Below are 21210 nucleotides of genomic sequence, written 5' to 3'. Positions count from 1 at the left end.
CATGAAACCTTGAGTCTTGAACGCTCAGATGGCCGGCCGCCGGGTCTCCCGGTGGCGTTGACGGCCATCGCGCGGCGTCCGGCTCCTGCAGCCCCAGAATCATCCGTCCGTGAAGGAAAGGAACAGCCCATGTCCCGTGCAGTGGGAATTGACCTCGGTACCACCAACTCCGTCGTGTCCGTCCTGGAGGGTGGCGACCCGATCGTCATCGCCAACGCAGAAGGATCCCGGACCACTCCCTCCGTGGTGGCCTTCTCCAAGTCCAGCGAGGTCCTGGTCGGCGAGATCGCCAAGCGCCAGGCCGTCAACAACCCGGACCGCACCATCGCCTCCGTCAAGCGCCACATGGGCACTGACTGGTCCACGGAGATGGACGGCAAGAAGTACACCGCGCAGGAGATCTCCGCGCGCACCCTGATGAAGCTCAAGCACGACGCCGAGGACTACCTGGGGGAGAAGGTCACGGACGCGGTCATCACCGTGCCGGCCTACTTCAACGACGCCGAGCGCCAGGCCACCAAGGAGGCCGGCGAGATCGCGGGCCTGAACGTCTCCCGCATCATCAACGAGCCCACCGCGGCGGCTCTGGCCTATGGCCTGGAGAAGGGCAAGGAAGACGAGCTGATCCTCGTCTTCGACCTCGGCGGCGGCACCTTCGACGTCTCCCTGCTCGAGGTGGGCAAGGACGAGGACGCCTTCTCCACCATCCAGGTCCGTTCCACCGCCGGTGACAACCGCCTGGGCGGCGACGACTGGGACCAGCGGGTCGTCGACTGGCTGCTGGCCCAGGCCAAGTCCAAGGGCGCCGACCTGTCCAAGGACAAGATCGCCCTGCAGCGCCTGAAGGAGGCTGCGGAGCAGGCCAAGAAGGAGCTCTCCTCGGCGTCCTCCACCAACATCTCGCTGCAGTACCTCTCCGTGACCGCGGACGGCCCGGTGCACCTGGACGAGCACCTCTCTCGCGCCAAGTTCCAGGACCTGACCTCGGACCTGCTGGAGCGCACCCGCAAGCCCTTCGAGGATGTCATCAAGGAGGCCGGCGTCTCCGTCAAGGACATCGATCACGTGGTCCTCGTGGGCGGTTCCACCCGCATGCCCGCCGTGACCGAGCTGGTCACCGAGATGACCGGCGGCCAGGAGCCCAACAAGAGCGTGAACCCGGATGAGGTCGTCGCCGTGGGTGCTGCGGTGCAGGCCGGCGTGCTGGCCGGTGAGCGCAAGGACGTGCTGCTGATCGACGTCACCCCGCTGTCCCTGGGCATCGAGACCAAGGGCGGGGTGATGACCAAGCTGATCGAGCGGAACACGGCCATCCCCACCAAGCGCTCCGAGACCTTCACCACCGCCGAGGACAACCAGCCCTCCGTGTCCATCCAGGTCTTCCAGGGTGAGCGTGAGTTCACCCGGGACAACAAGCCGCTGGGTACGTTCGAGCTGACCGGGATCGCCCCGGCCCCGCGCGGCATGCCGCAGGTCGAGGTCACCTTTGACATCGACGCCAACGGCATCGTGCATGTCTCCGCCAAGGACAAGGGCACCGGCACCGAGCAGTCCATGACCATCACGGGCGGCACCTCGCTGTCCGATGAGGACATCGACCGCATGGTCAAGGACGCCGAGACCCACGCGGACGAGGACAAGAAGCGCCGCGAGGCCGCCGAGCAGCGCAACCAGGCCGAGCAGACCGCGTACTCCGTGGACAAGCTCCTCAAGGACAACGGGGACAAGCTCCCGGAGGACATCAAGACCGAGGTCCAGGCCGACGTCGACTCCCTCAAGGAGGCCCTGGAGAAGCAGCCGGGCGAGGACGGCAACGACGAGGAGGTCAAGGCCGCCTACGAGAAGCTCCAGGCGTCCCAGACCAAGATCGGCGAGGCCCTGTACGCCTCCCAGGCCGCAGACGCCGGTGCTGCCGGTGCCGAGGGCGCTGCTGACGGGGCCGCCGGCTCCGCCGAGGACGAGGACATCGTGGATGCCGAGGTGGTGGACGAGGAGGAGCCGAAGGACAGCGAGTCCAAGTAGGGCCACCTGACCACCCACCTCAGCTGACACCCCGGCCCGCCGTCTTCACGGTTGGCCACCGGACCCGGGCCGGCCGCTCCTGCACCTGACACCAGGGCAGGGGCGGCCGGCCCCGGGGCACCGGAGGAAAGGACGATGGAGTATGCCGCACCACGGTAATGACGAAGAGCACGAGCGCGAGGAGCCTGTGAGCTTCCAGGACAAGCGCCGGATCGATCCGATGACCGGTAAGGTCCGCGAACAGCCTTCCCCAGAGGAACCGGCCGATCAATCCACCCAGGACAACGCCGACCACCAGGCAGGGGCGGGGAACGACACCGGCCCCGGCACCTCGGGTGCCGCAGGCACCGGTGACGGCGGCGAGGCCGTGGACGGAGACGCGCTCTCCCAGGCCGAGCAGATCCTCAACGAGGCCGGAGGTGACGCCTCCGACGCAGGCGTCACCGGCGCTCAGGATGAGGAGCTCGCGGGGGCGACCGCCCGCGAGGAGGAACTGCGGAATGACCTGATGCGCATCCAGGCCGAGTTCGTGAACTACAAGCGCCGCGTGGAGCGGGACCGGGACGTGGCCAAGGAGAGCGCCGTCCAGTCCGTGCTGACCGCGCTGCTGCCGGTGCTGGATGACGTGGACGCCGCCCGGGCCGCCGGTGACCTCACCGACGGGCCGTTCGCCGCGATCGCCGCGAAGCTGGACACGGTGCTCACCGGTCTGGGCCTCGAGCGTCATGACCAGGAGGCGCTGGCCGGACAGCCCTTCGACCCCATGCACCACGAGGCGGTGATCCGCCAGCCGAACGCCGAGGTCCCGGAGGAGCACATCGTCCAGGTCTTCCGCAACGGCTACGTCCGCGCCGAGCGCGTGCTGCGGGCCGCCCAGGTGATGGTCTCCGCCGGGGAGGACTGACCCTCACCGGGCGCGTCCCGCGTGCCCCGGGTATCCCGAACGCCACAGGAAAGGAGGCACCATGGCCTCACAGGATTGGGTGGACAAGGACTTCTACGCCACCCTCGGTGTCTCCAAGGACGCCTCGGAAGCGGACATCAAGAAGGCCTACCGCAAACTGGCCCGCAAGTACCACCCGGACCAGAATCCCGGTGACACGGCCGCCGAGACCAAGTTCAAGGAGGTCACCGAGGCCAACTCGGTGCTCTCCGACCCGGAGGAGCGCCAGCAGTACGATGCCATCCGGGCCATGGGTTCCGGGGCCCGGTTCTCGGCGCCGGGGTCCGGTTCCGGCTCTGGCTCCGGAGCAGGGGCCGGCGGGGCCGGTGGCTTCGAGGACATGTTCGGTGGCCTGTTCAACACCGGCGGCCGGTCCCGCGGCGCTGGGGCAGGTGCCGGGGATCTCCCGCCCGAGTTCGCGGACCTGTTCGGCGGCTTCGGAGGCCAGGGCGGGGGCCGAGGGGGTTTCGGAGGCTATGGTGCGCCCAGCAAGGGCGCGGACCGTACGGCCAGCACGTCGATCTCCTTTGCCGGGGCCATCCGCGGCACCACCATCTCGCTGCGGGCGGCGGACGGCGAGGTCATCGACGTCCGCGTCCCGGCCGGCATCAAGGACGGGCAGAAGGTCCGGGCCCGCGGCAAGGGGTCCCCGGGGTCTGCTGGCCCCGGCGACCTCATGGTGACGGTCCACGTCAAGGACCATCCGTTCTTCCACCGGGACGGACTGAACCTGCGGGTCGAGGTGCCCGTCACCTTCGGCGAGGTCGCCCTGGGGGCCACGATCGAGGTACCCACGGTGGACGGCTCCGTCAGGGTCAAGGTCCCGGCCGGCTCGTCCTCGGGGCGCGTGTTGCGCGTCAAGGGCCGGGGCGTGAAGACGTCCAAGGCCACCGGCGATCTGCTGGTCGAGTTGCAGGTCGAGGTGCCCACCGAGCTGTCTGAGGAGGCCCGCGCTGCCGTGGAGGCCTTCGCGGCCGCCTCGGCCGGTCACCATCCGAGGGCGGGGCTGGCGGACAAGGCCCGGCTGTGACCACCTTCTGGGAGGATCCGGTCTACGTGATCTCGGTGGCCGCCGAGCTCGCGGACATGCACCCACAGACGCTGCGGCAGTATGACCGGATCGGGCTCGTGGTGCCGCAGCGTCAGGGCGGCCGCCAACGCCGCTACTCGCGTCAGGATGTGGACCGGCTGCGCACCATCCAGCAGCTGAGCCGGGAGGGTGTCTCCCTCGAGGGGATCCGGCGGATCGTGGACCTGCAGTCCGAGGTGGAGCAGCTCCAGAACACCGTGGCCGAGCTCGCCGGCCAGATTCAGGCCTTCCAGGCCTTCACCCGGTACCCGCGGGTGTTCACCGCGGGTGCGGCCGGAGACGTGACCACCACCTTCGACGCCGGCTCGGAGACGTCCAGCCAACGGTCCCGTGCCCGGGAGGAGACGGCGGCCACCGTGGAGCGGGCCCGGCGCGCCGCACGCTGGCGCCGTCCGGCCGGGGTCCTCGGGGCCGCTCCCGGGATCTTCGAGATCACCACCGGCCCCGCGCCGGGGCGGGGGCCTCAGGAGCCCCGGACCCGCAGACGCCGTGGATGAAGGGGTCCTCGGCCCAGAACATGTGGAGTGCTGTGGAACGCCGGGACGTCCGCGAACGGCTGCGGGAGGATCAGCGTCGCCGGTCCACGCTGGGGCCGCGCCAGAGGTCCGCTCTGGACGGCCTGGTCCACGCCCTGAAGCCGGACTCGATGAACCGGGCGTACCCCGAACGGCAACTGCTGGCCTATGACCTGGGGTCGGTGCGGGTCCCGCCGTCCGCCGTGGTGGCCGTCGGCGAGCCCGAGAACGCCACCCAGATGACCTGGCAGGTCTCCGGCATGGGGATCTTCGTGCACACCGCCATGTGGGGATCCGTCCGGGAGGCCGGTCAGCTGTGGGCCGCGCAGCAGGAAGCCGGGGCAGAGCGGCCCTGCGTGGTGGCCTGGCTCGGATACCACCCGCCGGGCCCGTGGGGCGCCCTGACCGGCCGCATCGCCCTGCGCGGCGGAGCCCGGCTCGCCCGCCACGTGGAGGGATGGTTCAACTACCGGGACCGCCTCGCCGGGCCGCGGCCGTACACCGCGCTGGAGGCCCACTCCTACGGGACCCTGGTGGCCGCCCGCGCCCTGCAGATCCTCCAACGGCGCGAGCCGCCGCTGAGCCTGGACGCCCTCGTGGTCTCCGGGGCCGTGGGCCTTCCGCGGGAGCTGGCCGGGGCCCCCGGGGCTCTCGGGCTGAGGGAGGACCAGGTCTTCTCCGCACTCGCGGAGACCGACTACCTGTCCCGCGCCGGGCTGTGGCTGTCCCGGCGCCGTCCGTGGGAACCGGCGACCCGGTTGGACGTGCGTGCGGACGAGCGGCGGCGCCTCGCAGGGGTGGTGGGGCACAACACCTCCCGGCACCGTCCCGGCGCCGGACTGTTCGGGCGCGGCCATGGCTACCGGGACGTCGGCACGGCCTCGCTGCATTGGGCCGCCCGGGCGACCGCCGGTCTCCCCCTCGACTGACCCTGACGACCCCAGAAACACTGAGCGGGCGGAGATGACCGGTCCGCCCGCACCGTGCTGGGAGAGAGGTCAGGAGTTCGGGGTGGCCTTCCCGTCGCCGGTCCTACCCGGGCCCTCCGCCCCGTCGGCCACGGCCGCGGACTCGTCGGTGGCATCGGCGCCGTCAACGCCGTCGCCGCCCTCGGGGGTCCAGCCGTCGGCGTAGGTGCCGGTCTCGTAGTCGTACTCCACGGGCTGGCCCTCCTCATCGGTGCGTTGGTACCACTCGGTGACCTGGTCCGCCGTGGAGTCGAAGTCGGCGCCGGCACCGCGGCCCTCGGGGGCCTCGCGGACGGAGAGCTCGAAGTCGTCCCCGTGCTCCTCGATGCCGCGCCGCACGGCATTGGAGATGGCCGTGCGTGCATAGTCGCGGCGGATCGCCCAGGGGTCCGTGGACAGGTCCCGCAGGAACGCCACCACCATCAGCAGCAGGATCACCGCGAACGGCAGCGCGATCAGGATGGTCAGGTTCTGCAGCCCGGTCAGGATGGTCTCCCCGCCGACCAGCAGCATGACCACGGCGATGCCCATCATGCACAGGCCCCAGAAGACGACCACGAACTTGTTGGGCTCGGGGTTGCCGCGGGAGGACATGGTGCTCATCACCACGGATGCGGAGTCCGCCGAGGTGATGAAGAAGATGGACAGCACGGCGATCACGATGAATGGGGTGATCTGCGCCAGCGGCAGCTGCCCGAACAGGGAGAACAGCAGCGACTCCGCGGAGGCCTCACCGTCCATCCCCTCGACGCCGTTGCGGTTCATCCAGATGGCGGCACCGCCGAAGATGGTGAAGGCGAAGATCAGGATGGAGGTGGGCACACCCATGACCACCAGCACGAACTCACGCAGCGTCCGGCCGCGGGAGATGCGGGCGAGGAACACGCCCACGAACGGGGTCCAGGCGATCCACCAGGCCCAGTAGAACCCCGTCCAGATGGACTGGAACTCCACCGAGTCCTCGCCCCAGGACAGTGACTTGCCCATCATGGAGAACATCTCGTCCGCGTACTCCATGACACCAGAGGGCAACAGGTTCAGCAGGAACAGGGTGGGCCCGGTGACGAACACGAACAGGACCAGGCCGAGGGTCATCAGGATGTTGACGTTGGACAGGTAGCGGATGCCGCGGGCCACGCCGGACACGGCGCTGACGATGAAGGCCAGCGTCAGGATCCCGAGGATGATGATCAGCCCGTTGTTGCCCAGCGTCCCGACCCCGGCGACGATCTGAACCCCCTCGCCGATCTGGATGGCGGCCAGACCCAGGGTGGCTGCGGTGCCGAACAGGGTGGCGATGATGGCGAAGATGTCCACCACCTTGCCCGCGAAGCCGTCCGTCTGACGGGCGCCGAACAGGGTGCGGAACACGGAGCTGACCAGCGGCACTCGGCCGCGGCGGTAGGAGGCGTACGCGATGGCGCCGCCCACCAGGGAGTACATGGCCCAGGCGTGCAGTCCCCAGTGGAAGTGTGACTGCGCCAGGGACTGATGCACGGCCGCGTCCGTGGCGGCCTCCACCGTGTCCGGGGGAGGGGAGAGGAAGTGGGACAGCGGCTCGGAGGGACCGAAGAAGAAGATCCCCACCCCGATTCCGGCGCCGAACATCATGGCCACCCAGGAGAACCGGGAGAACTCGGGCTCCTCGTCGTCACGGCCCAGGCGGATCTTGCCGAAGCGGCTGAAACCGATGTAGAGCATGGCGCCCAGGGCCACGATCGCCGTGGTGTTCAGCAACCAGCCGGCGTTGATCATGGACCAGCCGAAGGCCGTCGCGGACACCTCGGAGACCGACTCCGGAGAGATGACCCCCCAGGCCACGAAGCCGACGATCAGCAGGCCCGTGACCCCGAAGACGACCTTGTCCAGACCGAAGCGGTTGCGCTGCTCGTCCACGCCGATCCCCGGAACCAGTCCGGGGTGGATGTCATGGGGGTACAGGCCGACGGCCCCAGAGTTGCCGGCGGGGCCGGCGTCGCCGCTGGCGGTGGGACTGGCGGTGGGATCTGGTTGGGCGGTGGAGGGTGTGGTGTCAGGCACCGAGGTCCAATCGTTGTGACCAGCCCAGGGCACCGCGCCACAACCGGGCGCAACGGTGGCGCCCTGGGTAGAGGCCGGTGGATGATTTGGCCTATCAGTATCCTCCGAAGACGCCCAGGGTGCAAAGGCTACCGGCGCGTCCGGTTCAGCGCCGGCGGTAGGTGAGGTCGAAGACGAGCCGCCCCGCGTTGAGCGCCTTGGCCTCGAAGCTCGTCAGCGGGCGCCCCTCGAACCGTGGTGCCCAGCCGCCGCGGTGGTCCACCGGATCCTGGGATGTGGCACCCGCAGTCGCCTCGCTGACGCCGGCCCGCAGGGTCCCGGCGCGCGGGGCCACCGGTTGTGCTCCGACCTGGAGTTCCCGGCCCTCCAGGCGCACTCGGGTCAGCGGTGATTCGGGTCCGGCGGCGCGGCCCGGGTGTGCGTTCTCGAACTCGGGGTGGCCATCCATGACCTCGCGCATGTGCACGGCGTAGCTGGACCAGTCGGTGGCCAGGCGGAGGACGCCGCCGGAGGCCAGGACCCGGGCCACGCGGTCGGCGAAGGTGGGGGAGACCAATCGACGCTTGTGGTGGCGCGTCTTGTGCCAGGGGTCCGGGAAGAACACCCAGACCTCCTGGACCCCGCCGGCCGGCAACAGCTTGTCCAGGACCTCCGGCGCGTTGGCCTGCACGCCGCGCACGTTGCCCAGCTCCCGGTCCTCGACCTGTACCAGCAGCGCGGCCAGGCCGGGGGTGTAGACCTCCACGGAGATGAGATCCCAGTCCGGGTGGTCCATGGCGCCCTGCACCGTGGACTCGCCCAGTCCGGAGCCGATGTCCACCACGAGAGGGGCCCTGCGGCCGAAGACCTGCGTCCAGTCGATCCGGGTGCCCTCGGCCACGGAGGTGGTGGCGCGGTCCCGGGGCACGTCCACGATGTAACTCCCGGCGGCCCGGTCCCACGTCTTCTGCCGGCGGGTGGTCAGCCGGTCTCCGCGACGCACGAACGACACCGGCTCGGTGCGGTACAGCTCCGGATCAGGCCGGTGGTTGTGGCCGTGGGCATGCTGCGCTCCGGCGGGATCAGGGGAATCGGGGTGGGGGTGCTCGCTGCTCATCAGGACCTCAAGGCTATCGGGATTCAGAGGGGATGATCTCCTCCACCGCGGTCAGGAAGTCCCGAACCACCGGTCCGTTGTCATGGCCGCCGCCGAGGCCCTCGTTGAAGAACAGGGCCACCGCCAGGTCGCCGTGGATGGCCACCAGCCAGGTGTGGGCCAGGTCCTCGCCGTCCGCCACGAACTCGGCGGTGCCCGTCTTGGCCAACACGGGAGCTCCCGGGACCTCCTGCAGCATCTCGGCCGTGCCGGTCTCCACCACTCCGGCCATCAGGCTCTGGAGCTGCTCGGCCTCCTCCGTGGTGATCCCCGTGTCCGGCGGAACCGGCGCGTCCACGGCTGGATCGGTGAGGAAGACGGGACGGACCGTGTGTCCGGCGGCCACAGACGCCGCCACGGTGGCCATGCCCAGCGGGGAGGCCTCCACCACGCCCTGGCCGAAGAGGTTGGCGGCGTGCTCGGTTCCGGTGGAGTCGTCAGGGATGGAACCCAAGAACGCCGAGGACAGTCCGGTCTGTGGCTCGGGAGTCAGCCCCAGGGCCTGGGCCGCCTCGGCCTCATCCGCTGCGGAGACGGTGTCGTGGGCCCCCACGAACACGGTGTTGCAGGACTCGGCGAAGGCCTCGGCGAACGGGACCTCGCCCACGGAGGTGTCCGGGTAGCCGTCATAGTTGCCCACCGCCATGCCGTCCACGGTCAGGGTGGCCGGACACTGCACGGTGTCCTGCGGGTCCAGTCCGGAGCGCAGCAGTGCCAACGTCGTGACCACCTTGAACGTGGAGCCCGGCGCGTAGGAGCCGGAGACGGCCACCGGCCAGCCCTCTGGCCCGGAGGCGGCCGCCAGCACATGGCCATCCGAGGGGCGGATCGCCACCAGCCCCGCCGGCACCTCCGAGGCGGCGACGACGGCCTCCGCCTCCTCCTGCACATCCCGGTCCAGCGTGGACGCCACGTCCTGGCCGGACACCGGTTCGGTGCTGAAGACCACGCTCTCGTTGCCCTCCCCGGACTCCGCGTCCTCCTCCACAGAGCCCTCGCCGTCCTCCCCGGTGTCATCCGGGTTGGTGATGGTGACGGCGATGCCCGGGGTGCCGGCCAGACGCTCCTGCTCATCGGCCTGCAGGCCGGACAGCCCCGCGGGGACACCGGCGGTCAGCTCACCGTCCGAGGACTCGATCTGGTCCGCGTTCGGCTCCCCGAACGTCCCCAGGACGTCCCGTGCGTAGGCCCGCGTGGGGGCCAGCACCGCGGTGTCCTCGATGATCCGACCGCCCGGGATGTCCTGCATCTGGACGGCCGGGATCTGCGTGGCGCCGTTGTTGCGCAGCGTGATGGCCTGCACGAAGGCCTGATCCCCGGCCGCCTCGGCCCGCGCCACGAACGACTCCGCGTCCACGTCCGCCACCTCTGCCACCGCCGCGGCCGAGGTGGCGACCACCTCGGCCATCGACTCCTCGCCCTCGGCCTCCAGGCGGGACTTGTCCAGGCCGAGGATGGCGACGTCCCGCTCCATCATGAGGTCCTCGCCCGCCCCGTCCAGGATGGCCCCGCGCTCCGCGGGGGTCGAGGAGACGGAGACCGTGCCGCCGGTGGCGAGCCCAGCCACCACGTCATCCGGGCGCAGGTCCACGAGCCACTGCTGCGCCTCGTCGTCCCAGACCAGCTGGGCGTCCGTGGAGTAACTCCAGTCAGTGCCGTCCAGGTCCCAGGCCGTGGTCAGGTGAGCGGTCGCACGGCCCTGGTCCTCACCGTCGGGCTCCGCGGAGTCCACCGTGGCAGTGGCCTCATGGTCCTCGAGTCCGGCCAGCGCATCCTCGAGTTGTCCCGGGACCTGCTCGGCCGAGGCCGTCAGGGGCACGGCGGAGAAGTCACCCGTGGAGATCGCGGTGGCCAGGGCGGTCGCAGCCTCCTGGGGCGAGGGGCGCGTGGGCCCGAAGCAGCCGGTGGCGGTGAGCAGCAGTGCGGTGGCCACGGTGACGGCCGCAACGGGCCGGACGGCCCTGATTCTCTCCATGGGTTCTCCTGAGCAGACTCCCGCCAGAGTAGCCGCTGGCCGGCCCAGCTGGGACCATGGACACATGAACGGCACCCTGAACCTGATCCTCAACATCATCTGGCTGGTCTTCGGTGGGCTGTGGCTGGCCCTGGGCTACTTCCTGGCCGGGCTGATCTGCTGCGTCCTCATCATCACGATCCCCTTCGGCATCGCCTCGTTCCGGATCGCCGGCTACGCCCTGTGGCCCTTCGGCCGGACGGTGGTGGACACCCAGCCGGGACTGGGCGTCTTCACGGGCCTGGGCAACATCATCTGGTTCATCGTGGCGGGCCTCTGGATCGCCATCGGCCACGTGCTGACTGCCATCCCCATGTTCATCTCGATCATCGGCATCCCGCTGGGCATCGCCAACCTGCGCATGATCCCCGTCTCCCTGATGCCGCTGGGCAAGAGGATCGTGGACTCGGGGCAGGCCCGCTCCCTGCCGCAGTACCTGCCGGCCGCGCAGGCCGGCTACCGCTGAGCGTCAGAGGCTCGCTGCCCGGGGGCCTCGGAGAGTAGGGCGTCCATGCGCGCCGCCGCCTCTTCCGGGGTGGTCTGCCGGAAATCCGGATCCTTGGCGCGCCGGCGGTTGCGCAGTACGCGGGTGGTGATCCACGAGACGAGGAAGATCACCACGGCGGCCAGCACGATGTTGGAGAAGACATCCGCGTAGTCGGAGACCACGTGCCAGTTCTCGCCCAACAGGAAACCGCCCCAGACGAAGATGGTGTTCCAGACCCCGGAGCCGATCAACGTGAACAGGGTGAACAGCCACAGGTTCATCCGTTCGATCCCGGCCGGGATGGAGATCAGCGAGCGGAAGATCGGGACCATGCGGCCCAGCAACACCGTCCAGTAGCCGTACCGGTTGAACCAGCGTTCCGTCCTCTCCACGTCATCGATGTCCACCAGGGGCAGCCAGTTCGCGATCCTGTACATGCGCACGCGGCCCAGCCAGGCACCGATCCCGTAGAGCATCAGGGCGCCGACCACGGACCCCACGGTGGCCCAGATGGTCGCCTCCCACGGGCCGAACTGCCCGCCCGCGGCGGTGAAGCCCGCCAGCGGCAGGATCAGCTCGGAGGGGATCGGGGGGAAGAGGTTCTCCGCGAACACGGCCACGGCCACGCCGACCGGGCCGATGGCCTCCATGATGGAGACGACGATGTCCCCCAGCCAGCCATAGGAGACCTCGCCCGAGGATCCCGGTCCTCCCGAGGCGCCGGCGGCGGATGCTGTGGTGGTCAGAAGCGTCATGGCACCATTCTCGCGGATCGCGGGGGTGCCGACGGCCCACGCCCTGCAACCCGTGGAGATGGGCAGGCATAATGAGACCATGCGCTTGAGACCCGACACGTCCGGGCTGGTCGGAGCCCACATCATGAGTTGGGTGTCATTGTCCCCGAGCTTCATCCCGCGCACCTGGTGGATGACCACGGCGGCCACGGGGGTGTCCCAGACCTTCGGATACGTGATCGGTGCCTCCGGTGCGGCGACCGCCCGGGGCCTCGGCCGCGCGCTCGGCATCGAGGTGCGGATCGACGAGGAGAGGTTCCGTCCCGTCACGCAGACCCTGCCCTGGATCATGTTCGGTATCAGCGGCCTGACCTGGCTCAGGAGCCTCCGGGCCCAGGCGGAGATCGCCGGACTGATGGAGACCCGCCCCGTCCGCACCCGCGAGCACGTACTGGGCGTGGCCGGTGGACTGGTCATGACCGCCGGCCTCGTCTCCGTGGGCCGCGGGATCAAGGCCGTGGCCGAGAACGTGGCCAAGGCGCTCAAGCCCGTGATGCCGGACGGGGTGGCGGCCGCGATCGGCATCGGTGCCACAGCCACGGGCACCGCCTTCGTGCTGGACAGGGTCGTCTATCGTCGCCTGCTGGAGCGGCTGTCCAAGGCCGCCCAGGAGGCCAACGCCAAACTGCTGCCAGGGCGGGTGCCGCCCGTGGAACCGGAACGCTCCGGCTCCGAGGCGTCCCTCGAGGTCTGGAGCACGCTGGGCGCCAAGGGGCAGGCCGTGGTCTCGGACGGCCCGCGCGCCGTGGACATCGAGGAGGCCACCGGACGTCCGGCCCTCACACCCATCCGTGCCTATGCCGGCTGGAGCGAGGGCCGGGATCTTCAGGCCACGGCCGCGGCCGTCGTCGCCGAGCTGCACCGCACCGGCGGCTTCGACCGCGAGGTCTTGTTGGTGCTGACCACCACGGGCACCGGTTGGCTCCAGGAGTGGTCAGCGTCCTCCGTGGAGTTCCTCACCGGCGGCGACTGTGCCCTGGCCTCCATGCAGTACACCTACCTGCCCTCCGGAGTCGCGTTCTTCGCCGACCGCACCACACCCGTGCTCGCGGCGGGTGCTCTGCTGTCCGCGATCGAGCGGGAACTGGAACGGCGGCCCCCGGACCGGCGGCCGAGGCTGCTCGTGGGTGGCGAGTCCCTCGGTGCCCTCGGCGGCACCGAGGCCTTCGAGGGACTGGAGGACATGCTCCGCCGCGTGGACGGCGCGGTCTGGTCCGGGCTGCCGCGGTTCACCGACCTCTGGACCTCGCTGGCGCCCTTCCGGCGCCGCGGCACCCCTGAGATCGCGCCCGTGGTGGACGACGGCCGGCACGTCCGTTTCGCCACCAAGCCCGAGGACCTGATCACCGACTTCACGGGGGTGCCGTTCGGCCCGTGGGACGCGCCACGGGTCGTCGTGGCCCAGCATGCCTCCGACCCGATCGTGTGGTGGAGCCCCGAGCTGCTGTGGCGCAAGCCGGACTGGGCCAAGGAGAACGCCGGGCTGGACGTCTCCCGCACCCTGCGGTGGATGCCGTGGGTCACGTTCTGGCAGGTGGCCTCGGACATGCCGCAGTCCGTGTCCGTGCCGGGCGGACACGGACACCGCTATGTGGAGGAGATGCTGCAGTACTGGGCGGCCGTGCTCGGCCAGGACCCGATGCAGGACTTCTCCACCCTCGCCCAGGCGATCCGCCGGACGATCGTGCCGAACTTCGCCTGACGGCAGAGGCTCGGGGCGGGCACTGCAGCGCACTGCCGGGCGGTGGCCGTCACCGGTGGCCGTCAACCGTGGCGTCCGGTCCACTCCCCGGAGAACACTGGAGGTATGAGTACCACCCAGGATCCCGGAACACGCCCGCAGATGGTGACCTGCCTCTGGTTCAACGGCCAGGCCGAGGAGGCCGCACACTTCTACGTGGAGACCTTCGCCGGCTACCGACCCAGCTCACACGTGGACGCCGTCCACCGCAGCAGCATCGACGTGGCGCCGGAACGGGAGGTCCTCCTGAAGCGTGGCGAGGTGCTCACCGTGGACTTCACACTGGACGGCCAGCGCTTCGTGGGCCTCAACGGCTCCCAGGACCCCGTGCCCCACACGGATGCCGTGTCCTTCCAGCTCCTGTGCGAGAACCAGCAGGAGGTGGACCACTTCGCCGATGCCCTCAGTTCCGAGGGCGGCCGCGAGGTGGCGTGCGGGTGGGTCGAGGACCGCTACGGGGTGCGCTGGCAGGTGGTCCCGCAGGTCCTCCTGGACCTGTTGGCCGGTGGAGACAGCGGCACGGATCAGGACGCCGCCGCCCGCGTGCAGACCGCGATGATGGGCATGAACCGACTCAGCATCGAGGGCCTGATGGACGCCGCCCAGGACGCCCATGGGGCCCAGGGGGAATAGCGGCACGCCGCGATCACAAAGTGACCAGACCACGCCACAACGGTGGGGGTGAGGTCACTTTGTGCCTGGGGGGTGGGGGTCAGCGGGAGAGCACCGTGACGAGGAAGTCCGCTGCGGACCCGTCGGCCGGGAGGGGGTCCAACTGCCACGTGGAGAACCGGCCCTGCACCGTGAAGCCGGCCCGGCCGGCGTCGTGCAGGAAATCCGCGAAGTCATAGCCTCGCCCGGCGCCGAAGCCGATCACGGCGCGGCCCCCGTCCCGCAGCAGCGCGTACAGGTGGGCCAGCACCTCGCCGCGGGAGGCGGGGGAGAGGAACCCGAAGACGTTGCCGGCGGAGAACACCAGGTCGAAGGGCTCGGTCTCGCCCAGGTCTGCCAGGGCACCGGCGTCCAGACGTTCGAGGTCCGCCACGAACCAGTCGGCCTCGGGGTGGTCCTCCGCAGCCACCTCGATGAGGTGCTCGTCCAGGTCAACCCCCGTCACCCGGTGGCCGCGCCGCGCCAGGTAGCCGCCCACCCGCCCGGTACCGCAGCCGGCGTCCAGGATCCTGGCACCGCGGGAGGCCATGGCGTCGATGAGCCGGGCCTCCCCGTCCAGGTCCATGCCCTCGGCAGCCAGCCGGCGCCAGCGCTCGGCGTAGCGGCGGGAATGCTCGGGGTCCCTGGCCACCATCTGGGCCCAGAGGTTCTGCTGGGAGGCGTCCTCGGTGTGTTCGTCCATGTCTCCAGTATCCCGCGACCGCCGGGTGGTTATAGGCTGAGGTCGGAATCAGAGTCCCATCGGAAGGAAACTCCATGAGCATCGCCCAGATCCCTCTCCGCTTGACCGCCGGCGCCTTCATCCTCAACTCCGGCGTCAACAAGACCAAGCTCACTGACGAGCAGGCAGAACAGATGAGGGATCTGGGGGCCAACGGGCTGCCGTTCCTGAAGGATCTGACGCCGAAGCAGTTCAAGCAGTTCATCGTGGCCTCGGAGATCGGCGTCGGCGCCGCCTGCCTGCTGCCGTTCGTTCCGGGCTGGCTGGCCGGCGCCGCGGTGACCGCCTTCTCGGGCGGCCTGCTGGCCATGTACAAGAACACCGACTTCATGACCGAGTCGGACGGCATCCGCCCCTCCGAGGAGGGCACCGCCGTGGCCAAGGACGTCTTCCTGTTCGGCATCGGCACCGCCCTGTTGGTGGACGGCGCCGTGAACCGCACCGGCCGCAAGAACGCCGCCGCCACCAAGCGCGCCAGCAAGCTGGAGGCCGCCAAGGAGGCCAAGGTGGCCGCCATCGAGGCTGCGAAGAACGAGCAGGCCGAGGCCATCCGTGCCGCCGCCGCTGAGAAGGCCGAGGCCATCAACAAGGCCCGCGAGGAGCAGACCGGCGCCCTGCGCGCCGCCCGCAAGGACCTGCAGAAGCTGCGCCAGGGCATCTGAGCTCCTCTGCCCGACGGCGGCCCGGCCCCTTCCCCACGGAAGGTGCCGGGCCGCGGTGGTTCAGGGGCCGGTCAGCGGTCGGCGCTCCGGGCCTTCTGGATGGCGTCCGCGGCGCGGATGAGGGCCAGATGGGAGAAGGCCTGGGGGAAGTTGCCCGCCAGGCGGCCCGAGCCGGCGTCATACTCCTCGGCCAGCAGCCCCAGATCCGTGGCGCAGGCGCACAACTGGGCCATGGTCTGCTCGGCCTCGTCCAGCCGCCCGGACCGGGCATACTGCTCCACGAGCCAGAATGAGCAGATCAGGAACGCGTATTCGTGCCCCTGCAGGCCGTCCAGTTCGGAGTCGGTGCGGTAGCGGTGGACGAGGCCGCGGGTGCCCTGCAGATCGCGTTCGATCGCGGCCACGGTGCCGAGCATCCTCGGGTCATCGGCGGCGAGGAATCCGGTGTGCGGCAGCTGCAGCAGGGAGGCGTCCACCTCGCTGCCGCCGTAGGTCTGCGTGAACGAGTTCAATGAGGTGCTGAAGCCGCGGTCCAGGACCTCGGCGCGCAGGGCGTCCCGGTGCCGGGTCCAGGCCTGGGCGTCCCCGTCCAGGCCGTGCTCGGCCACCGCCCGGAGGCCCTCGTTGAAGGCCGCCCACATCATCACCCGCCCATGGGTGAAATAGTGCGGCTCTCCGCGCATCTCCCAGATGCCGTGATCCTTGCGGTCGATGTTCCGCACGCAGAACCCCAGGAGGGACTTCTGCAGCCCCCAGGTGTACTCGTCCTCCCGCACCCCGGCGTCCCGGAGCTGGGCCAGGGCCAGCATCACCTCGCCGACCACGTCGGCCTGGTACTGGCCCGCGGCGCCGTTGCCGATGCGCACGGGCCGGGAGCCCTCGTAGCCGGAGAGGTGCTCCAGCTCCTTCTCGTCCAGCTCCCGTTCGCCCCCGAGCCCGTACATGATCCGGAGTTTCTCCGGGTCTCCGGCCACGGCGCGCAACAGCCACGCCCGCCAGTGCAGGGCGCCCTCGGTGAAGCCGTGCGACACCAGGACCTCGATGGTCAGGGCGGCATCGCGCAGCCACGTGTAGCGGTAGTCCCAGTTGCGGGAGCCGCCGAACTCCTCGGGCAGCGAGGTGGTGGGGGCGGCGACGATCCCGCCCGTCTTCAGGTTGGTCAGGGCTCGCAGCACCAGCAGGGACCGGGTCACCAGGTGCTCATCCGGGGAGTCGACCACCAGTCGGGCGGCCCAGGCCGTCCAGAAGTCGTGGGTCTGCCGCTGGGCGTCCGCCGCTGCACGGGGCACGGGGGGCTCGTCCCAGGAGGGGAACCAGGTCAGGGTCCAGGCCAGGTCCTCTCCGGCCCGCAGCCGGAACCGTCCGGCCAGGCGCGGCGCGGGGTTGCCGGCGGGACCCGGCTGACCGTCCGGGAACGTGGTGGCGTGGAGCAGCGGTCCGGACACCAGCACCCCGTCCGGGCCTGCCGTACACAGCAACGCCGGTCCGCCGGGCACCTCCACACGGCGGAACCAGGGCAGGGCGCGGGCATAGTCGAAGCGGATGCGCAGATCGTGTTCCACCACCAACTCGCCCTCCAGGCACTCCACCCTTCGGTACAGGTCGTCCTGGTCCCCGGACGGAGGCAGGAAGTCGGTCACCCGGACCGTGCCCGTGGGGGTGCGCCAGAGGGTCTCCAGGATGAAGGTGTACGGCACGTAGCGGCGCTCCACCACCTCGCCGCCCGGCGCCCAGAGCCTCCAGCGGCCGTCGTCCGGCCCGCCGAGCAGTGCGGAGAACAGGGCGGGAGAGTCGAAGCGGGGCAGGCAGAGCCAGTCGACGGAGCCGTGGCGGGAGACCAGCGGGCCGGTGCTGAGATCGGAGAGCAGTGCGTAGTCCTCGAGCGGTGTCGATCGGTGCGCCGTCATCGTTCCTGTATATCTGACGTGCCGTTCCCAGCCCAGGGCTGCGGCGTTACGGTGGGTCCATGAGCGAGTTGCGCACCCTGGTCATCCTGGGGGCCGGGGGCGACCTGACCCAGCGGTTGCTGTTGCCCGGGATGGCCACCTGCCTGGCCGCCGGGACGCCCGCACGGGGCCTGGCCGTGGTGGGGGTGGGACAGGGCGAGGACCCCGATTTCCCGGACGTGGTGCGGGGAGCCTTCGGCAGGGTGCTCGACGCCGACCGGATGGACCTGCCAGCCGTTCGCCGGACTCTTCACTCGACCCGCTGGGTCACCGCTGACGCGAGCAGTCCGGAAGACCTGGGGGAGCTGCTCGAGGACGTGGAGGGCCCGGTGGGGCTGTACTTCGCACTGCCTCCCTCGGTGACCGTGGCCGCCTGTGAGGCCCTGCGGGAGCTGCACGTCCGGGATCTGCTGCCGGCCGACGTCGTGCTGGTGTTGGAGAAGCCGTTCGGCACGGACCTGGACTCGGCACGGGAGCTGAACGCCCTGCTGGCCGGGTTCGTTCCCGCCGAGCGGGTCCTCCGGGTGGACCACTTCCTCGGCCAGCCCGGGGTGCTGGGGTTCGTGGGCCTGCGGTTCGCCAACCGGATCCTGGAGCCCCTGTGGAACCGGGATCACATCGAGCGCATCGAGATCGTGTTCGACGAGACGCTGGGGCTGGAGGGGCGGGCGGGCTTCTACGATGCCAACGGCGCCGCGCGGGACATGATCCAGTCCCACCTGCTGCAGGTGATGGCCCTGGTGATGATGGATCCGCCGACCCGATTCGACGGCGTGGAGATCCCCGCCAACACCGCCCACGTGCTGCGTGCCACGAGGCTCTGGCCGGAGTCCGCCGGGAATCCCGGCGGACTCCCCACCGTGGTGCGTGGCCGGTACACCGCGGGGGAGGTGGGCGGCCGGTCACTGCCCTCCTACGTCCAGGAGGAGGGCGTGGATCCGGGGCGAGGGACGGAGACCTTCGCCCAGGTGGTGGTGGAGGTGGACTCCTGGCGGTGGAGTGGCGTCCCCGTGGTGTTGCGCTCGGGCAAGGCCATCGGCTCGCCGCGGCAGGAGATCACCGTGGTCTTCCGCCGTCCGCCGCACCGCTACGAGCAGTTCCCCTCCGCGGATCCGATGCCCACGGACGTGGTGCGGGTGGGCTTCGAAGATGAGCGGATCGCCCTGGAACTCAACGCCGGTGGCCCCTTCGACTCCCGGGGCATGACCCGCACGGTGCTGTCCGCGGAACTGCCGGAACCGGGACTGACCGCCTACGGCTCCGTGCTCCGCTGGGTGTTCGAGGGGGAGCGGGCCTTCACCGTCCGCGGCGACGGCGCGGAGGAGGGCTGGCGCATTCTGGCCGAGATCGTGGACGCCTATGCCTCCGGGAGTGCACCCCTGCAGGACTACGAGGCAGGTTCCCCCGGTCCGGTGTAGCCGCGGTTCAGTGCTCCTCCACCGCGCTGCGGTCCCAGCCGCCCGCCGGATCCGCGGGGAGCCCCCTGACGGGCCGGGCCGGGGTGCCCACCGCCACCACGTTCGCCGGCAGGTCCTTGACCACCACGGAGCCGGCGCCGACCACCGTGTTCTCTCCGATCGTCACGCCGGGGCCCACGATCACCCCGCCGCCGAGCCACACGTTGTCCCCGAGGGTGATCGGCGCGGCGCCCTCCCACTTGTCCCGGCGGGGCCCCGGTTCCAGCGGGTGGGTGGCCGTGAGCAGCTGCACGTTGGTGGCGATCTGCACGTCCGAGCCGATGCGGATCTCTGCGCAGTCCAGGGCGGTGAATCCGAAGTTGGCGAAGAAGCGCTCGCCGATGTGCAGGTGCGCGCCGTAGTCCACGTGGAACGGTGGCCGGATCTCGATCACCTCGCCGACCGTCCCGAGCAGGTCCACCAGCAGCAGGTGGCGGAGTTCCCCCTCGGTGACCGAGGTGGTGTTGTACCGCTCGGTCAGCAACTGGGCGCGGGTGGACAGCGCGGCGACCTCCGGGCTGTTGGCCAGGTAGGGCTTGCCGGCGAGCATGCGCTCATACATGGAGCGGTCATCGGGGAAGAACGGGGAGCCGGCGGCATCGGCGGAGCTGGTCATGGACCCAGCCTGCCAGAGGGGACAGAATGGTCGCATGCCTGAACACGGAACCCGCGAACCCACCGGCACCCTCGTGGACGGACCGGAGGGGCGGACGATCCAGATCCAGCGGACGCTGAGCCAACCGCCGGAGGACGTGTGGGCCTACCTGACGGATCCGGAGCTGCTGCGCTGGTTCGGCACCTACACGGGTGACCCCGCCTCAGGCAGCGTGCAGCTGGCCATGGTGGAGGCCCCGGACCGGCCCGAGACCTGCGTCATCGAGGCCTGCGAACGCCCCTCCCGTCTGGAGGTGACGCTCACGGAACCGTCCGGTGCCGGCTGGTTGTTGCGCCTGTCCCTGGACGCCGGGGAGGCGGGGGACGGGACGGACCTGGTGTTCCGCCAGCCCGTGGCCGGCTCCGGGTCCATGGCCGGGGACGTGGGCCCCGGCTGGGAGTACTACCTCGACCGGCTCGCAGCGGCTCTGGAGGGCGAGGACGTGGAGGCCGTGGACTTCGCCGACTACCACCCCGCACTCCGGGAGCACTACACCCCTGATGCGGCGGCCGACACGGAGTCCTGAACCACGGTTGACCGGGTGGCGGAGTCCGTCAGGACCTACAGATCCACCTCGGTCGGATTCAGCACCCGGCGCAGGAAGTCCTGGGTGCGCGGCTGGGCGGGGGAGCCGATGATCTGCTCGGCCGGGCCCTCCTCCACCACCACGCCGCCGTCCATGAAGACCACGCGGTCCGCCACGTCCCGGGCGAAGCCCATCTCATGGGTGACCACGAGCATGGTCATCCCGGCCGCGGCCAGGCGCCGCATCACGGAGAGCACCTCGCCCACGGTCTCGGGGTCCAGCGCGGAGGTCGGCTCGTCGAAGAGCATCAGCTGCGGGTCCATGGACAGGGCCCGGGCGATCGCCACGCGTTGTTGCTGGCCGCCGGAGAGCTGGTCCGGGTAGCGCTCCTCGAAGCCCTCCAGCCCCACGCGGGCCAGGTTCTCCCGCGCGACGGCGGCTGCCCCGGCCTGGGGGCGCCCCAGCACCTTGGTCTGGGCCACCGTGCAGTTCTGCAGCACGGACAGGTGGGGGAACAGGTTGAACTGCTGGAACACCATACCCACATGGCGGCGCATGGCATTGAGGTCCACCTCCGGGTCCGTGGCGTCGAAGCCGCTGACGGTCACGGTGCCCTGGTTGGGGGTCTCGAGCAGGTTGACGCAGCGCAGCAGGGTGGACTTGCCGGAGCCCGAGGGCCCGATCAGGCAGACCACCTCACCGGGGGCAACGCTCAGGTCGATGCCCTTGAGGACCTCGTTGGAGCCATAGGACTTGTGGAGGCCGGAGATACTGAATCCGCCGGCTTGGATGGTCTCGTGAGTCTGATTCAACGTCGTGCCT

18 protein-coding genes and 1 pseudogene are annotated in these 21210 nt (G+C 70.3%); 11 read left to right on the top strand and 8 right to left on the bottom strand.

Annotated features, from left to right (window positions below; genetic code table 11):
* Window positions 1-129: 129 nt before the first annotated feature.
* From dnaK to IMT31_RS06010, 5 genes and pseudogenes are all read left to right on the top strand, one after another.
* Window positions 130-2022: a molecular chaperone DnaK gene (dnaK, locus tag IMT31_RS06030; protein ID WP_345360157.1), complete on the top strand. Its 1893-nt coding sequence runs from the start codon at window positions 130-132 to the stop codon at window positions 2020-2022.
* Window positions 2023-2164: 142 nt separating this feature from the next.
* Window positions 2165-2926 (top strand): nucleotide exchange factor GrpE, encoded by a 762-nt coding sequence (locus tag IMT31_RS06025; RefSeq protein ID WP_345360160.1) that lies wholly within the window; start codon window positions 2165-2167, stop codon window positions 2924-2926.
* A 61-nt stretch (window positions 2927-2987) separates the two neighbouring features.
* Window positions 2988-3995, top strand: coding sequence for a DnaJ C-terminal domain-containing protein (locus IMT31_RS06020; protein ID WP_345360163.1), 1008 nt, complete (start codon window positions 2988-2990; stop codon window positions 3993-3995).
* 56 nt (window positions 3996-4051) lie between these two features.
* A pseudogene (locus tag IMT31_RS06015) lies at window positions 4052-4399 on the top strand (heat shock protein transcriptional repressor HspR); the annotation flags it as partial.
* Window positions 4400-4548: 149 nt separating this feature from the next.
* Window positions 4549-5499: an alpha/beta hydrolase gene (locus IMT31_RS06010; RefSeq protein ID WP_345360169.1), complete on the top strand. Its 951-nt coding sequence runs from the start codon at window positions 4549-4551 to the stop codon at window positions 5497-5499.
* Between the two features lie 69 nt (window positions 5500-5568).
* On the opposite strand, the gene IMT31_RS06005 is transcribed toward IMT31_RS06010, so the two are convergent.
* The 3 genes from IMT31_RS06005 to IMT31_RS05995 form a co-directional block, all read right to left on the bottom strand.
* Window positions 5569-7578 carry a BCCT family transporter gene (locus tag IMT31_RS06005; protein WP_413544087.1) on the bottom strand — a complete coding sequence of 670 codons (2010 nt, stop codon included), beginning with the start codon at window positions 7576-7578 and terminating at the stop codon, window positions 5569-5571.
* A gap of 145 nt (window positions 7579-7723) precedes the next feature.
* Entirely contained in the window at window positions 7724-8674 is a 951-nt protein-coding gene (gene trmB / locus IMT31_RS06000) for a tRNA (guanosine(46)-N7)-methyltransferase TrmB (RefSeq protein WP_345360175.1), read from the bottom strand.
* A gap of 13 nt (window positions 8675-8687) precedes the next feature.
* On the bottom strand, window positions 8688-10688 hold the full coding sequence (locus IMT31_RS05995) for a penicillin-binding transpeptidase domain-containing protein (protein ID WP_413544086.1): 2001 nt from the start codon (window positions 10686-10688) through the stop codon (window positions 8688-8690).
* A gap of 64 nt (window positions 10689-10752) precedes the next feature.
* Here IMT31_RS05995 and IMT31_RS05990 point away from each other — a divergent pair, with 64 nt between their 5' ends.
* Window positions 10753-11193, top strand: a complete 441-nt coding sequence (locus tag IMT31_RS05990) for a YccF domain-containing protein (protein WP_345360181.1) — start codon at window positions 10753-10755, stop codon at window positions 11191-11193.
* On the opposite strand, the gene IMT31_RS05985 is transcribed toward IMT31_RS05990, so the two are convergent.
* Window positions 11184-11969 (bottom strand): DedA family protein, encoded by a 786-nt coding sequence (locus IMT31_RS05985; protein WP_378109374.1) that lies wholly within the window; start codon window positions 11967-11969, stop codon window positions 11184-11186. The genes IMT31_RS05990 and IMT31_RS05985 overlap by 10 nt on opposite strands.
* A 79-nt stretch (window positions 11970-12048) precedes the next feature.
* On the opposite strand from IMT31_RS05985, the gene IMT31_RS05980 reads away from it, so the two are divergent.
* On the top strand, window positions 12049-13710 hold the full coding sequence (locus IMT31_RS05980; protein ID WP_413544085.1) for an alpha/beta-hydrolase family protein: 1662 nt from the start codon (window positions 12049-12051) through the stop codon (window positions 13708-13710).
* A 105-nt stretch (window positions 13711-13815) separates the two neighbouring features.
* Window positions 13816-14382, top strand: coding sequence for a VOC family protein (locus IMT31_RS05975; protein ID WP_413544084.1), 567 nt, complete (start codon window positions 13816-13818; stop codon window positions 14380-14382).
* Window positions 14383-14461: 79 nt separating this feature from the next.
* Here the strand turns inward: IMT31_RS05975 and IMT31_RS05970 are convergent, their stop codons facing one another.
* The gene (locus IMT31_RS05970) at window positions 14462-15103 is read right to left on the bottom strand and encodes a class I SAM-dependent methyltransferase (protein WP_345360190.1); all 642 of its coding nucleotides are present in this window, start codon (window positions 15101-15103) and stop codon (window positions 14462-14464) included.
* 74 nt (window positions 15104-15177) lie between these two features.
* Between IMT31_RS05970 and IMT31_RS05965 the strand changes: the two genes are divergently transcribed.
* The gene (locus IMT31_RS05965; RefSeq protein WP_345360193.1) at window positions 15178-15804 is read left to right on the top strand and encodes a hypothetical protein; all 627 of its coding nucleotides are present in this window, start codon (window positions 15178-15180) and stop codon (window positions 15802-15804) included.
* Between the two features lie 71 nt (window positions 15805-15875).
* On the opposite strand, the gene IMT31_RS05960 is transcribed toward IMT31_RS05965, so the two are convergent.
* On the bottom strand, window positions 15876-17711 hold the full coding sequence (locus tag IMT31_RS05960) for a glycoside hydrolase family 15 protein (RefSeq protein ID WP_413544083.1): 1836 nt from the start codon (window positions 17709-17711) through the stop codon (window positions 15876-15878).
* Window positions 17712-17770: 59 nt separating this feature from the next.
* On the opposite strand from IMT31_RS05960, the gene IMT31_RS05955 reads away from it, so the two are divergent.
* On the top strand, window positions 17771-19168 hold the full coding sequence (locus IMT31_RS05955; RefSeq protein ID WP_413544082.1) for a glucose-6-phosphate dehydrogenase: 1398 nt from the start codon (window positions 17771-17773) through the stop codon (window positions 19166-19168).
* A 7-nt stretch (window positions 19169-19175) separates the two neighbouring features.
* Here IMT31_RS05955 and IMT31_RS05950 read toward each other — a convergent pair whose 3' ends face one another.
* Window positions 19176-19823 carry a sugar O-acetyltransferase gene (locus IMT31_RS05950; RefSeq protein ID WP_345360202.1) on the bottom strand — a complete coding sequence of 216 codons (648 nt, stop codon included), beginning with the start codon at window positions 19821-19823 and terminating at the stop codon, window positions 19176-19178.
* A 34-nt stretch (window positions 19824-19857) separates the two neighbouring features.
* Between IMT31_RS05950 and IMT31_RS05945 the strand changes: the two genes are divergently transcribed.
* Window positions 19858-20388 (top strand): SRPBCC family protein, encoded by a 531-nt coding sequence (locus IMT31_RS05945; RefSeq protein WP_413544081.1) that lies wholly within the window; start codon window positions 19858-19860, stop codon window positions 20386-20388.
* 35 nt (window positions 20389-20423) lie between these two features.
* Here the strand turns inward: IMT31_RS05945 and IMT31_RS05940 are convergent, their stop codons facing one another.
* On the bottom strand, window positions 20424-21200 hold the full coding sequence (locus IMT31_RS05940; RefSeq protein ID WP_413544080.1) for an amino acid ABC transporter ATP-binding protein: 777 nt from the start codon (window positions 21198-21200) through the stop codon (window positions 20424-20426).
* Between the last annotated feature and the right edge of the window lie 10 nt (window positions 21201-21210).

The organism is Citricoccus nitrophenolicus (assembly GCF_047305825.1).
GTDB lineage: Bacteria > Actinomycetota > Actinomycetes > Actinomycetales > Micrococcaceae > Citricoccus > Citricoccus nitrophenolicus.
Note: the sequence above shows the minus strand (reverse complement) of the source record. Positions and strands in the feature narration are given on the sequence as shown.